At 45.5% G+C, this 12,331-nt stretch carries 15 protein-coding genes and 1 tRNA gene; 3 read left to right on the top strand and 13 right to left on the bottom strand.

The window, feature by feature from the left end; translation table 11 throughout:
• From rplI to PBN151_RS23455, 6 genes are all read right to left on the bottom strand, one after another.
• Complete coding sequence (rplI, locus tag PBN151_RS23480; RefSeq protein WP_072730925.1) at positions 1-444, bottom strand: 50S ribosomal protein L9; 444 nt, start codon at positions 442-444, stop codon at positions 1-3.
• Entirely contained in the window at positions 441-2,399 is a 1,959-nt protein-coding gene (locus PBN151_RS23475) for a DHH family phosphoesterase (RefSeq protein ID WP_072730924.1), read from the bottom strand. The genes rplI and PBN151_RS23475 overlap by 4 nt, the downstream gene beginning before the upstream one ends.
• Positions 2,400-2,410: 11 nt before the next feature.
• The gene (locus tag PBN151_RS23470; RefSeq protein ID WP_227775004.1) at positions 2,411-3,364 is read right to left on the bottom strand and encodes a YybS family protein; all 954 of its coding nucleotides are present in this window, start codon (positions 3,362-3,364) and stop codon (positions 2,411-2,413) included.
• Between the two features lie 101 nt (positions 3,365-3,465).
• Positions 3,466-3,888, bottom strand: a complete 423-nt coding sequence (locus PBN151_RS23465; protein ID WP_021257535.1) for a CBS domain-containing protein — start codon at positions 3,886-3,888, stop codon at positions 3,466-3,468.
• 135 nt (positions 3,889-4,023) lie between these two features.
• Positions 4,024-5,007, bottom strand: coding sequence for an LCP family protein (locus PBN151_RS23460; protein ID WP_072730923.1), 984 nt, complete (start codon positions 5,005-5,007; stop codon positions 4,024-4,026).
• 849 nt (positions 5,008-5,856) lie between these two features.
• The gene (locus tag PBN151_RS23455; protein WP_021257537.1) at positions 5,857-6,348 is read right to left on the bottom strand and encodes a hypothetical protein; all 492 of its coding nucleotides are present in this window, start codon (positions 6,346-6,348) and stop codon (positions 5,857-5,859) included.
• A 270-nt stretch (positions 6,349-6,618) separates the two neighbouring features.
• Between PBN151_RS23455 and PBN151_RS31485 the strand changes: the two genes are divergently transcribed.
• Complete coding sequence (locus PBN151_RS31485) at positions 6,619-6,768, top strand: hypothetical protein (RefSeq protein ID WP_175560784.1); 150 nt, start codon at positions 6,619-6,621, stop codon at positions 6,766-6,768.
• Between the two features lie 141 nt (positions 6,769-6,909).
• On the opposite strand, the gene rpsR is transcribed toward PBN151_RS31485, so the two are convergent.
• Genes rpsR through rpsF form a run of 3 tightly spaced genes read right to left on the bottom strand, consistent with a single transcriptional unit; the run spans position 6,910 to position 8,042 of the window.
• Positions 6,910-7,185: a 30S ribosomal protein S18 gene (gene rpsR, locus PBN151_RS23450; protein WP_021257538.1), complete on the bottom strand. Its 276-nt coding sequence runs from the start codon at positions 7,183-7,185 to the stop codon at positions 6,910-6,912.
• Between the two features lie 20 nt (positions 7,186-7,205).
• Entirely contained in the window at positions 7,206-7,703 is a 498-nt protein-coding gene (gene ssb, locus PBN151_RS23445; protein WP_021257539.1) for a single-stranded DNA-binding protein, read from the bottom strand.
• A 51-nt stretch (positions 7,704-7,754) separates the two neighbouring features.
• Complete coding sequence (gene rpsF / locus PBN151_RS23440) at positions 7,755-8,042, bottom strand: 30S ribosomal protein S6 (RefSeq protein WP_021257540.1); 288 nt, start codon at positions 8,040-8,042, stop codon at positions 7,755-7,757.
• A gap of 234 nt (positions 8,043-8,276) precedes the next feature.
• Between rpsF and PBN151_RS23435 the strand changes: the two genes are divergently transcribed.
• A complete protein-coding gene (locus PBN151_RS23435) occupies positions 8,277-8,471 on the top strand; it encodes a YjzC family protein (protein WP_072730922.1) in 195 nt (64 codons plus the stop codon).
• Positions 8,472-9,242: 771 nt separating this feature from the next.
• Here PBN151_RS23435 and PBN151_RS23430 read toward each other — a convergent pair.
• From PBN151_RS23430 to PBN151_RS23420, 3 genes are all read right to left on the bottom strand, one after another.
• Positions 9,243-9,333 (bottom strand) — tRNA-Ser (locus PBN151_RS23430).
• 62 nt (positions 9,334-9,395) lie between these two features.
• Positions 9,396-9,602: a DUF951 domain-containing protein gene (locus tag PBN151_RS23425; protein WP_005545435.1), complete on the bottom strand. Its 207-nt coding sequence runs from the start codon at positions 9,600-9,602 to the stop codon at positions 9,396-9,398.
• Positions 9,602-10,537 carry a mechanosensitive ion channel family protein gene (locus tag PBN151_RS23420; protein ID WP_028533230.1) on the bottom strand — a complete coding sequence of 312 codons (936 nt, stop codon included), beginning with the start codon at positions 10,535-10,537 and terminating at the stop codon, positions 9,602-9,604. The genes PBN151_RS23425 and PBN151_RS23420 overlap by 1 nt, the downstream gene beginning before the upstream one ends.
• Before the next feature lie 146 nt (positions 10,538-10,683).
• Between PBN151_RS23420 and yyaC the strand changes: the two genes are divergently transcribed.
• On the top strand, positions 10,684-11,268 hold the full coding sequence (yyaC, locus tag PBN151_RS23415; protein ID WP_028533229.1) for a spore protease YyaC: 585 nt from the start codon (positions 10,684-10,686) through the stop codon (positions 11,266-11,268).
• Between the two features lie 9 nt (positions 11,269-11,277).
• On the opposite strand, the gene PBN151_RS23410 is transcribed toward yyaC, so the two are convergent.
• Positions 11,278-11,778, bottom strand: a complete 501-nt coding sequence (locus tag PBN151_RS23410; protein ID WP_072730921.1) for a DUF4446 family protein — start codon at positions 11,776-11,778, stop codon at positions 11,278-11,280.
• Positions 11,779-12,331: the final 553 nt, after the last annotated feature.

Here is a 12,331-nt window from a genome sequence, read left to right as displayed (position 1 = left end):
CTATTCCTCCGTTACGTGCACCTTCATCGTCGCCTTGACTTCAGGATGCAGCTTCACGGCTACATTCGTAAATCCCAGCGTACGAATCGGGTCATTAAGTTCGATTTTACGCTTATCTATTTTGATCTTCATGCCTGCAAGAGCTTCTGCAATTTGCTTCGATGTGATGGCACCGAACAGACGGCCGCCTTCACCAGCCTTTGCCTTCAACTCAACTGTTGTTTCTCCCAGCTTCGCTGCAAGCATTTCCGCATCTATCTTTTCTTGTTCCTTGCGCTTATCTTCTGACTTCTTCTGTTGATCCAGGGTCTTAAGATTGCCGTCCGTCGCCGGACGAGCCAGTCCCTGCTTGATGAGGAAATTTTGAGCGTACCCTTCGGAAACCTCTTTGACTTGTCCTTTCTTGCCTTGTCCTTTTACATCCTGCAACAAGATGACTTTCATTCGAACAACCCCTCTTCTGCGTCGATTTCTTCCAGCACGCGCTTCAGCTTCGCTTCTGCCTCAACAAGCGTACCTTGCAATTGAGCTGCGGCATTCGTTAGATGTCCGCCGCCGCCCAGCCGTTCCATAACGACCTGTACATTCATCTGGCCCAGCGAACGCGCGCTAATCCCAATGAGTCCGTCATTTCGCTCGCTGATAACGAACGAAGCGAGAACATCGGTCATATTTAATAGCGTATCAGCTACCTGTGCAATGAGCAACTGAGAAAATTTTCGTCCTGGCTCTGTAACCGCAATCGCAATATGTCCATACAGCATCTGTGCATGGCGGATGACTTCCGCCTTCTGAATATACTCATCCAGATCTTCTTTTAAGATGCGCTGGATAAGCAGTGGATCTGCACCTTGTCTGCGAAGGAAGCTTGCCGCATCGAATGTGCGCGAGCCTGTTCGCAGCGTGAAATACTTCGTATCTACCGTGATCCCCGCCAGCAATGCCGTTGCCTCCAGCATGCTGAGGTTGATCCGATTATGGATATACTGCAGCAGTTCCGTAACAAGCTCAGCCGTAGAAGATGCATAGGGCTCCAAATAAACGAGAACCGCGTCATTAATGAACTCTTCGCCGCGCCGATGATGATCGATAATGACAATCCGATCCGATTGAAGCAGACGCGGCTCTTCTACCATAGAGGCTTTGTGTGTATCACATACAACCAGAAGGCTTGCTTCCGTAATCATTTCGATAGCTTCCGCTCGAGAGATAAACCTTGACCATAGAATTTCATCCTTCTTCAAATAGTCCACTAGACGATCGATCGAAGGATTGCTCTCTTCCAGCACGATATAGGCTTCAATTCCAAGCATTCGGCATGCGTTCAGCACGCCAATCGATGATCCAATCGAATCCGTATCCGGATTCTTGTGCCCCATAATGAACACAGCGTCGCTCTGCTTAATGAAATCTCGAAGCGCGTGCGCGATAACCCGTGCGCGAACCCGAGTCCGTTTCTCTACCGCATTCGATTTACCGCCATAGAACGATAATCGTTGTCCCATACGAACCGCTACCTGATCTCCGCCACGGCCAAGTGCAATATCCAAGCTTGACTGTGCCAGCTGACCCAGTTCCGGGATACTGTCTGCGCCAGCTGCAATGCCCATGCTGAGTGTTACTGGAAGCTTATTATCAAGCGTCGTCTCCCGAACCTCGTCAAGAATGACGAATCTCGTCTGTTCCAGTGCCTTCAGTGTCTGCACATCCATAATCATGAAGTGTCGATCAGAGGACAGCCGCTTCATCAATACACCATGCTCGCCTGCCCAGGACGTAATCTGTCCATTTACACGCGCGAGCAGGGCAGCCCGCTGCTGGTCGTCCAGCCCTTGGGTCGATTCCTCCAAGTTATCCATAATGACGACTCCGACTGCTATCCGTTCTTCGTCATAACGTTTGCGCAAGCTCCACAGGTCAGTAATGTCCGTAAAGTAGACAACCCGCTCCTCTGGCACAATATCCGCATGTACGATACGCCCACCGATGAACAATTCAGCGGAGCGATCCTTTTCTTTTCCCATATGAAGCTGCGGGAAGATATCCGCCAATTCCTCTCCAACTAACCCATCCTGTCCGGTTAGCTGAGATACATAAGGATTATGCCATTCTATGACACGATCCTCACGATACAAAAGGATGCCATACGGCAAGTCGATGATGGCCTCTTCCCCCGCCCGCTTTACTCGTAATCCAAGCGTTGATAAATACGACTCCGTCTCTTCCCGGAATTTACGTTCTGCCGTGAACGATGCCATAGCGAGCGCTGCAATACTGATCCATGCCAATACCCCGACTCCCCAGTTATACCAGGTCAGCACTAAGCTCATGGCGATCAATACAACGAATGTCCAGCTTGTATGCTTCGTATACCAACGTTGAAACAATAGTTTAGGCATGCCTTCTCACCCTATACTTTTGGTTTGGACAGGTACTTCCGCATCGGAAGGACGAGATCCACCAATCCTACAATTCGAAGTAGTGAATAGAGCAGTGGAATGAACAATGCAGCTACTGTAATGACAATCGGCAGCACCTTGCCCCATTTCTTCATGTGCGCAAAGAAGAAGAGAAAGGCAATCCCCTGCACTACGAATGCCAACTGCAAGAGCGGCGCCAAGTTCAATACAATCATCGTTAAGAAGCTGTCCGTTGACTTCGGGCCAACAAGGTCAAGAATCACAACGATGAAATAGTACACGACAAGAGACTTCGGAAGCATCCATTGGTGTACAGGTTTCATCTTCTGCACATCATGTCCTTGCGCGGTTAATAGACGACGGCTGATAGCGTACGTAATCGTACCCATATACAGCGCACTCACAATCATCATAAATGGAACCATCTTGCTCATGAGAAGCGCAAATTGCTGTTTCATTTCTGCTGTCACTTGCGTCGGGAATAGTGCAGACTGCTCAACACCGACCATCCCGTAGTTCAGCATCTCAATCACAAATTCATACACATTGAAGTCTAGTACCCACTTCGCTACGACGAAGAGGACAAGGGACTCAACGAGAAAGGTCACGGTTCCAGCAACGAACACGTTGAGTGCAGGCTTTCTGCTTTTAAACATGTGGCCAATGACAATGCCCGGAATAATAAAGTACAAGGCGGTTACAGCAACAATCATGCCTGCCTTCCCCATTAACAAGTAGACGACGGCAAGCACGGCAGCAGTGATAAGAGCGAATCTCTGCTTTGATTGCGTTGCATACAGCATCACAAATGGAACCGCCATAAAACTCATCGTCAACACCTGTATCGGCTGCAATATGGATAATAACAATACGAGCGCTACAATCGCCCATAATAAAGACGATGACCAGCGGTTTTTCAATACGTTCACCTCTTGCGCATTCAATCTTTTTCCCCCGGAAAGAAACCCCGAGACCGCTTATTCCGCGGATATATCCCTATATCTTCCATATTTCTGAAAAGGGCGTCATTTTCATTATACCATAATTACTTCACGTCCATAGCTTTGGTGACGAACTGCTCGCAATATTCGATAATTTGACTGCGCCTCACGATGCCAATAAAACGGTTCATATCATCTACCACCGGGACAAAGTTCTGCACCTTGGCCAAATTAATAAGATCCTCCATATTGGAGTCAATTCGTACTGATTTATTATGCATATTCAGCGAAACTTCTTTCAGCAAGGATTTTGAAGCGTTCTCAAACGTAATCGCGCCATTGGAATTTTTCATGTGCCATAACAGGTCTCCTTCGGTAACCGTTCCTACATATTCCCCTTCATCATTCAAAATCGGAACAGCCGTGTACCGATGATATTCCATTCGTTCGAGTGTTTGTCTCAATGTTGTATTCAATGTAAGACTAACAACCTCATGTTTCGGTGTTAAGAAAAAAGCAATGTTCATCCGTTAGGTCTCCTCCTCAAACGACTCCAGCGAGATGATCGCTGTAACTCCCTAACAATAAATTAACACATTTAGGCATACAAAAACAAAAAGTCAGCCGTAATAAATACGACTGACTTTCCGGTTTCTATACCATTAATCTTCTTTCACTTGGCGTGGTTCCATTAGATTCTCTTTGCTCGTCTTCGGATCCAGCCAGTTGTCCAGCAAAGTCTTAATATAATCCAGATCCTCATCCTTCACCATGTAATACCAGCCGTTGCCAATCATCTTGCCGTCACCATGCAGCATATAGCTGCTAATGCTCGGTACTCCGTCATTCGTGAACATCGTCTTGGCCAAATCAATCATATACTTCGGTCGCATATCCGTTGTAAAATTCTCACCCATAATTTCAATAAGCTCTGGAATGCGTCCGATTTTATCCATTTCGATGGCACGCTGCATAACCGCGTTCAAGAATATGCGGTGACGCATCGTACGGTTCATATCCGAATCCTCACGGTAACGTACGAAGTACAATGCTTCTTGACCATCATAGATCGGCTTGTTCGGCTCTATGCGGAACTTCTCATGATCGGGATCTTTGTTGACGATCGCCTTCGTAATTGGGAGTTTAACGCCATCTAATGCATTGACGACATCCTTCAATCCCTCGAAGTTAATTGTCGCATAATGGTCAACCTTATGCTTGAGCAGATTATCTACCGACTCCATGCTCATCTTCGCACCACCATAGGCATAAGCGTGATTGAGCTTCGTTTCAAATCCCTTGCCGATGATTTCCGTATACGTATCACGTGGAATCGACAGCAGCAATACTTTGTTATCTTGTGGTCTTACAACCGAATATATAATGGTATCAGAACGTCCAATTTCCTTGCCTCGCTGGTCAACCCCCAGCAGTAGTACTGAGAATGGCTCCGTCACTTTGCGAATTACTTCTTCTTTGCCTTCAATTGGCTTATAAGACTTATCAAGCGTCTCTTCTACATGCCCGGATAAGAACATATCGAAGGCCAGAACCGCTAGCTGCTTGCGGAATATAAATCCGCTAAGACCAACAATCGCGATGATTGCCAGGGCGATTCCCCATTTTTTATATTTATTTTTTTTCATTCGTAATCCTCTTCTTCCTTTATGTGATGCAATCATATCCAAAATCCATTTACTAACCGATAGTTCTTATTTCATACATATAAGAAGCATTTTTGTTGCCTTCCATACCTGTTTCAGTATAGCTCTTAGGCATTTTCCGCATTGACCAGATGAGAAACATTATGCTGCGCATAGCTATCCGCGTCAATCTGATTTCCCTATACGCATACGGTGTTTCATTTTTCCTCATGTGTGTAAGCTTCGGTTCGCTCTAATTCGAAATTGGCAGCACATCATACCTGCTTCACTTCTCAAAGATACCCGCCCCAGTGCGAACGACACGAATTTCCTATACTAGCAGTACCTATTCCCCTAGAAAGTTTCGCATGGTGATTTTTCAAAAAAGACCAGCCATGCTAGCTGCTCATCGTTACTTCTCATTTATTCGAATCATAATAATTGCGGCTTGGATCATGCGAGCGTGCACTTACTCTATTCGTTGAACATGAGCTTCACACCGCTTAGGCCCTACCTAGAACAGTATGTGACGATGAATGTAAAAGACATGCTCACATTCAACACTGAACAGCCTCACAACCCATTATTGGAATATCCACGTTCCCTTATGGTTAAGCTGTATCAGATATAGGATGAGCATGCTCGGTCGATTTTATCTGTTTGTAACGACCGGTAATCAGAACCCTCTTTGACAAATTTCTTTGATGATTATGCATGAAACAATATTTTTATTTTACATGCAAACGATCAAAAAGGAAAATACAGATTTCATGATCCGGATCACTATTTTGACAGAAGTACCAAAAAACCGCCCATTTTTGGACGGTTTTCACACAGAATATGGAATAATGATCATCCGAACCAGCTCTTTACCCAACGTACAACATCTAACGTTAATGGAATGAGTCCAAACCCATGATTGCCTATAGCGACGACACCATACGCATATTGACCGATAGCGACGACTCCTAATGCCACGTTGCTAATTACAACAGCACCGATGGATAAGACACTACTCACGGCCACAGCGCCAATGGACAGCCAATCGCTAACCGCAATCGCCCCTACCGAAAATAAATCACTGAATGCAATGGCACCCACTGCTGCCAGCAGTCCTAAGGATATGGCACCAAATGCAAACAGACCAACACTTATCATTCCTCCAGCGATGAGACCGATTGCGATATCCCCAATCGCGATAAGGCCAATTGCGACCTTACTGTGTCGGCCTACTCGGCTAGCACCACTGCTCCGAATGCTAATGATCGGAAGCTGTGGGGATGGCCATTGATAGTCGATTTCTTGTCCCTGCCAACGTTTACTGAATCGTTCGTGCCATCTCATGATCTAAACCTCCGTACCGAATCCATTTTCATCCTTATCCTGCTATCCATTGTATCACTGCAGCCATATGAAGGAATCCGCCTCGAGACGGAACCCCCCATCCAACTGGAGCAGCATTTATTCATTTGCGAAATCAAGTTTGAATGGGATACAGGCATAGTAAATTAGAAAAAAGGATGGGTTACTGTATTAGCCGCACAAGTAAAGAATGGTATGTTCTATACTTGTACATGATGAATCCTATGCAACAGGAGGAGGTAGCATGAACAAATGGTTGAAGATATCGTTGTATTTCTTGGGGAAATCGTGCTAATGGCAGGCCCTTGCGATCCTCTAGTATTTAAAACGCCTAGATCAAGCTCAGGCTCCGCATCCGTTGTCGCGGTGAATTCGCTCCGCTTGCGAAGGGAACAGGATTAACAGGCTCGATTGTAACCCCTGCTTCAATCCAATCCGCAGAGGGGAACACGATGTGAAGTAACGAAAACGCCCTCTGTCGATAAATTAAAAAAGACATAAAAAAGACAGCTGATATGATATCAGCTGTCTTCTGCACCATCATTACTCCGTAGTGTACGGAAGCAATGCTACTTGGCGAGCGCGTTTTACAGCGATCGTCAAAGCACGTTGGTACTTCGCGCTTGTACCTGTTACACGGCGTGGCAAGATTTTGCCGCGCTCGCTGATGAATTTCTTCAACAGGTCGATGTCTTTATAATCAATGTGAGTGATTTTGTTCACTGTGAAGAAGCACACTTTACGGCGCTTGTTACGACCTCTACGGCCACCGAATTTACGGCCTTCGCGTTCGCCGCCTTCATTTTGCTTAAAGCTCATTCATGTCAGTCCTTTCCGTTTTAGAATGGCAAATCATCATCGGAAATGTCGATAGGTCTACCGTCATCAGAGAAAGGATCTGCTGCTGCTTGTCCACGAGAATTGGAATTCCCACCACGTGCTGGAGCATTGTTGTATTGCGGTGCTGGTGCACCGTAATTGCCGCCGCCCATATCATCACGTGTTCCCCCGTTATCACGGTTCGATTCCAAGAAACGCACATTATCAGCAATAATTTCAGTCACGTATACACGTTTACCTTCGTTATTGTCATAGTTGCGCACTTGAATGCGTCCTTCTACTGCTGTAAGCCGACCCTTGCGCAAATAATTTGCACATGTCTCAGCTAGCTGCCGCCAAGTAACGACTGGAATAAAGTCCGCTTCACGCTCCCCACCTTGACTCGAGAACGGTCGATCAACCGCTAACGTAAACTGCGTTACTGCCACTCCAGATGAAGTGTAGCGCAATTCAGGGTCCCGTGTAAGACGTCCTATCAATATCACGCGATTCAACATGCTATCCCCTCCTTCGACGTATCCTTTACGAACTTACGATAGTTTTGGCTATTAAGCCACGTCGCTAACGACAAGATGACGGATGATTTCGTCAGAAATCTTAAGCTGACGATCCAACTCCGCTACTACTGCAGGTTCTGCAGTAAAGTTCACGAGAACGTACACGCCATCGCGGAACTTCTTGATTTCGTAAGCAAGACGACGCTTACCCATCACATCGTGCTTCGTAATTTCTCCACCGCCGTTAGAGATAACGCCTTGGAATTTGTCGACTGTTGTTTGAACAGCTTCTTGCTCTACGTCAGGACGAATGATGTACATCAATTCGTATTTGCGCATTTCACGTTCACCTCCTTATGGACTTCAGGCCTCTGATCTTGTCAGAAGCAAGGAGCGAGAAAACTCGCACTAAACTAGTGTACCAAAATGAAGGATGACATGCAAGTGCATCTTCGTGTCCGCATACAAGCACTTTTCTCCATTCATTAAGGGATACCCCTGCGCACACACTACATAGGCAAGCGATCTCGTTACGCTTCTGCTCTATACAACATGCTTTCAGGAGGTTACACAATGGGCGAGAAAACAGAATTCGAACCGGGAGACAAAGCACCCAATGATGCCATTTATATGGAAGTCGGTGAGAAAAGCTTCCATACCGAAATTCAAGATCCAAAACAAATTAAGTTGAAGAAGGGCGACACATTCCCTGAAACAACGAACAAAGACCGAAAGTGGAAGAAAAAGCGCCATGCTTTGACGCACTGATTCAATCGTTTCACTTTTTTTATTATCCGTGTATAGAAACGCAATAATGATCCATAATAACAACTGACGGTGCGAAGCGAGGTGGGTTCCGTTGAACAATGGAGCGAAGAAGCCTAGTGGAGACATTTAACTTTACGACATAAGAGAAGCGAGGGGTTGTGCTAAAGACCATTTGTCTGCAACACACTTATCGTAATATGGATACCGTAAAGGTTCCATGTGATGTAGGAAGCCTAAGCCATCTGAACATTGTGAAGATAGAAGTCGAATAAGCACCGTCAACCAGGAAGGGATTTCGCGCATGCGAGATCCCTTCTCTCATTTGCTGCACCCTTTTTATTTTTTTCTCGGATGTATGTATAATTCCGCAATAACGATCCATAATAACAACTGACGGTGCGAAGCGAGGTGGGTTCCGTTGAACAATGGAGCAAAGAAGCCTAGTGGAGACATTTAACTTTACGAAATAAGGGAAGCGAGGGGTTGTGCTGTAGAGCATTTATCTGTAACACACTTATCGTAATGGAATTTTTATATGGTTCCATATGATGAAGAAAACCTAAGCCATCTGAATTGTGAAGATAGAAGTCGAATAAGCACCGTCAACCAGGAAGGGATTTCGCGCATGCGAAGTCCCTTCTCTTATTTATTTCAGCATTTGTTACAACAAACACATACATCGTCATCAACAGCTCCAGAGGCAGCAAAAACTTGCCTATAACATGCAAAAAACTCCGAAGCCTAAGCTCCGGAGTTATCATATCCAATAAGTGGCGGAAAGGGTGGGATTCGAACCCACGCACGCCTTGCGACGCCTAGCTGATTTCGAGTCAGCCCCCTTGGACCTCTTGGGTACCTTTCCATAGCAAGAGTTATCTTACCATAGTCCACACTATATTGCAACATATTTTTTACAAAATTATCTTACTCGGAATCAGGTTGAGCAGAACGAAGCACCTTCTTCATGCTCTTCTCGAACTTCGCGCGCGGGACGAGCACACTATGCTTGCATCCAACGCACTTAATGCGGATATCCATACCCATTCGAATGATCTCCATCTCATTTGTACCACAAGGATGAGGCTTTTTCATTTGAACGATATCACCTAGTGCGAAGACTTTACGTTCCATTACATATTCCCTCCTTGTTCTGCTCGTTGATACGTAACGAGGCGCGGGTATGGAATCTCAATTCCCTCTCGCTCTAGAGCCCGCTTCATATCTGCATTAATCATACGAACAACACCTGCTTGGGTAAATGGGCGGCATTCGGCAATAACCCGAATCGTCACTTCTGAAGGCCCAAGCGTTTGAACGCCCAAAACTTGCGGTGTCTTGACTACATTCTCATTGTGCTCTGGCAATGCTTCAAGCGCTTTATTCATGACTTGAATAGCCTTCTCTACATTCTCCTCATAAGCAATTGATACATCCACAACAGCAATCGAGTTGTTTAGTGAATAATTGGTTACCTCGGTAATGCTACCGTTTGGAATGACGTGAACCTCTCCAGTCCAGCTATGGATCCGAGTCGACCGCAAACCAATCATCTCTACCGTACCTTGGAAGGATCCAACCTTAATGACATCGCCTACCGCGAAATGATCCTCCAATATTATGAAAAATCCGGTCATAACATCCTTCACCAAGCTTTGAGCACCAAAACCAATAGCCAAGCCGACGACCCCTGCCCCCGCTAACAGCGGTGCCAAATTCACATTGAACTCCGATAAAACTACAAGGATCATAATAAAATTCATTGCAAGCGAGGTCATATTTTTAAGCAGCTTTCCTACCGTAACAAGCCGCCTCGGTTGTCCGTTCAGGCGGGATTTCTCCTGCTTGGCAATCGTATGATTAATCATTCGATGAACAATGCGAATCACGATTCTGGTTACTAATATAATCAGTACAATTTTAATGGTTTTTACTAAGAGCATTTCCCAAGTTGCCATATCGGTTACCCAGTTCCATATCCCTTGCTGCCATTTCTCGAATACCGACAGCGTCTGTTCAATATTGTCGGTTACTTCTTCTGGCTTATCTGCCGCTGCGGCCCATAACATCTTCATTCCCCCTCTATTACTATCTAGCGTTATCAATGTTAGGACACTTTATTATAAAATAGGAACTTATTCTCGTCGAAGTATAAAAGTTTTCTTGCTTCCATATACTAGATAGTACCTTTAGTAGAAAACGGAGGCTGCTTGTGATGACATTTTCTTTGTTCAAACGCCCGTCAACCCATGAATGCCATCCATGTAAAGTGGTTTATGATGCACCTAACGCACTATCTTCCCTAATTCATTCCTGCCAACACCATTTGCAAATGCGAGCTTCTCACCAGTCGACAACGGTTATCTGCATTGGAACCGATCGGTCAACGGGCGACTGTCTCGGCCCTCTCGTCGGGACACGGCTGTCGAAGTCCACTTCCCGTCACTTTCAAGTTCTCGGGACACTACAGCAGCCTGTTCATGCCATGAATTTGCAAGAGACGATAGATTCACTGCAAGCGAGCGATCCTCATACCTTCATTATTGCAGTTGACGCTTGTCTTGGCCAGAGCAGCAGTGTGGGTTCCGTTCAAGTCGTTGAAGGGCCGGTCCGTCCTGGGGCTGGGGTAAATAAACAATTGCCCCCGATCGGAGATATGCACATTACAGGCATTGTCAACGTCGGAGGCTTCATGGAATATTTCGTATTGCAAAATACTAGGCTTCATTTGGTCATGGGTATGGCCGAGGTGATCGCGGATACAATCGAACAGTCACTCACTTCCTTAGCCCATCGATAAGTACACGGATTAGGAGCCCTTCTTTGCCTCTGCAAGCTCCATTGCTTGCTTCTCTTCCGGGGACAAGGAATAGGAAGACTGTCCATTCTCTATGGGCTTCGCATATACATAAGAGTGATCCCGTCCGTGGATGCCTGTAATGACAACCCCATCCTGCTCCTCATTTAACCATGCAATCGAGAAGCTTAAATCACTCCCGCGCTCTGCAAATGCATTGTAACGCTGTATGCCGACGTGGGATTTCATCTTTTTCAGAGCTTTTTTCGTTTGCTCCATGTCAGCATAATGCTGTTCCGTCTTCCCTTGCAGATGTGCAATATCCTCATGCATGCTGGACAATACAACATCCAAATTTTCAATACCACTTTCCCCCATAATCGCCTCATATTTGCGGCGAAGCTTACGGAGCTGTGACCCTTGGAGAAGAACAATAATAAGTAACAACAATAACAATATGCCGATGCCAGCGGCAATGAGCGGCAACCAATCATTCTGCAATTCATTCATCATAAGTCTTTGTTCTCTCCTGCCTATAACGTGTCCCGTACCTCAAATGCACGGACTTCCTCATCCTTGCGTTTCCCCATTAGTTCGCTTGCTGTCTATCAATATTTATTATCTATAATGGGCAGCTATGATGCGAGCTGGCCGAATGATGAGTCATATTTTCTGTATGTATTTCGTCCATCCTTAGTATAAATTTTTTCATCGGACTCATACAATACTTTTTCCCCACCATTCAACTTGAAAAATCTGCGTTTTTCTACCCTATATCAACTTCCAAAGGCTACGATGAAGCTGAACCTGTTTATGGTCATTGATGATATTCGGAAATATGCCCTTTTAACGGATCTCTACATTTAGTTATAACACGATCTAACCGAATGAAGAGACAACAAAGTTGTAACCTTTTGCTTCAATATTTTGTAAATAAAGAGCTGTTCATCGTTGCCTTGTCCTTCTGGCTGTTTGTTCTGTCCCAACACAAAACTGGCATGCTTAGTGTAATCCCCTCTTGCTTCGGATAACAACCAAGAATGCCAGTTCATGTACAAGAATCCCA

Origin of the sequence: Paenibacillus sp. NAIST15-1 (assembly GCF_001894745.1) — a bacterium.
In the GTDB taxonomy this organism is placed as follows: domain Bacteria; phylum Bacillota; class Bacilli; order Paenibacillales; family Paenibacillaceae; genus Paenibacillus_B; species Paenibacillus_B suaedae.
Note: the sequence above shows the minus strand (reverse complement) of the source record. Positions and strands in the feature narration are given on the sequence as shown.

What these genes read in the sequence shown, in the direction of transcription:
- rpsF (WP_021257540.1), bottom strand. Translation starts at nt 8,042, where the DNA reads ATGCGCAAATACGAATTGATGTACATCATTCGTCCTGACGTAGAGCAA.
- rplI (WP_072730925.1), bottom strand. Translation starts at nt 444, where the DNA reads ATGAAAGTCATCTTGTTGCAGGATGTAAAAGGACAAGGCAAGAAAGGA.
- ssb (WP_021257539.1), bottom strand. Translation starts at nt 7,703, where the DNA reads ATGTTGAATCGCGTGATATTGATAGGACGTCTTACACGGGACCCTGAA.
- PBN151_RS23425 (WP_005545435.1), bottom strand. Translation starts at nt 9,602, where the DNA reads ATGGAACGTAAAGTCTTCGCACTAGGTGATATCGTTCAAATGAAAAAG.
- PBN151_RS23420 (WP_028533230.1), bottom strand. Translation starts at nt 10,537, where the DNA reads ATGTTATGGGCCGCAGCGGCAGATAAGCCAGAAGAAGTAACCGACAAT.
- rpsR (WP_021257538.1), bottom strand. Translation starts at nt 7,185, where the DNA reads ATGAGCTTTAAGCAAAATGAAGGCGGCGAACGCGAAGGCCGTAAATTC.
- PBN151_RS23475 (WP_072730924.1), bottom strand. Translation starts at nt 2,399, where the DNA reads ATGCCTAAACTATTGTTTCAACGTTGGTATACGAAGCATACAAGCTGG.
- PBN151_RS23465 (WP_021257535.1), bottom strand. Translation starts at nt 3,888, where the DNA reads ATGAACATTGCTTTTTTCTTAACACCGAAACATGAGGTTGTTAGTCTT.
- yyaC (WP_028533229.1), top strand. Translation starts at nt 10,684, where the DNA reads ATGACATTTTCTTTGTTCAAACGCCCGTCAACCCATGAATGCCATCCA.
- PBN151_RS23460 (WP_072730923.1), bottom strand. Translation starts at nt 5,007, where the DNA reads ATGAAAAAAAATAAATATAAAAAATGGGGAATCGCCCTGGCAATCATC.
- PBN151_RS31485 (WP_175560784.1), top strand. Translation starts at nt 6,619, where the DNA reads ATGGTTGAAGATATCGTTGTATTTCTTGGGGAAATCGTGCTAATGGCA.
- PBN151_RS23410 (WP_072730921.1), bottom strand. Translation starts at nt 11,778, where the DNA reads ATGATGAATGAATTGCAGAATGATTGGTTGCCGCTCATTGCCGCTGGC.
- PBN151_RS23435 (WP_072730922.1), top strand. Translation starts at nt 8,277, where the DNA reads ATGGGCGAGAAAACAGAATTCGAACCGGGAGACAAAGCACCCAATGAT.
- PBN151_RS23455 (WP_021257537.1), bottom strand. Translation starts at nt 6,348, where the DNA reads ATGAGATGGCACGAACGATTCAGTAAACGTTGGCAGGGACAAGAAATC.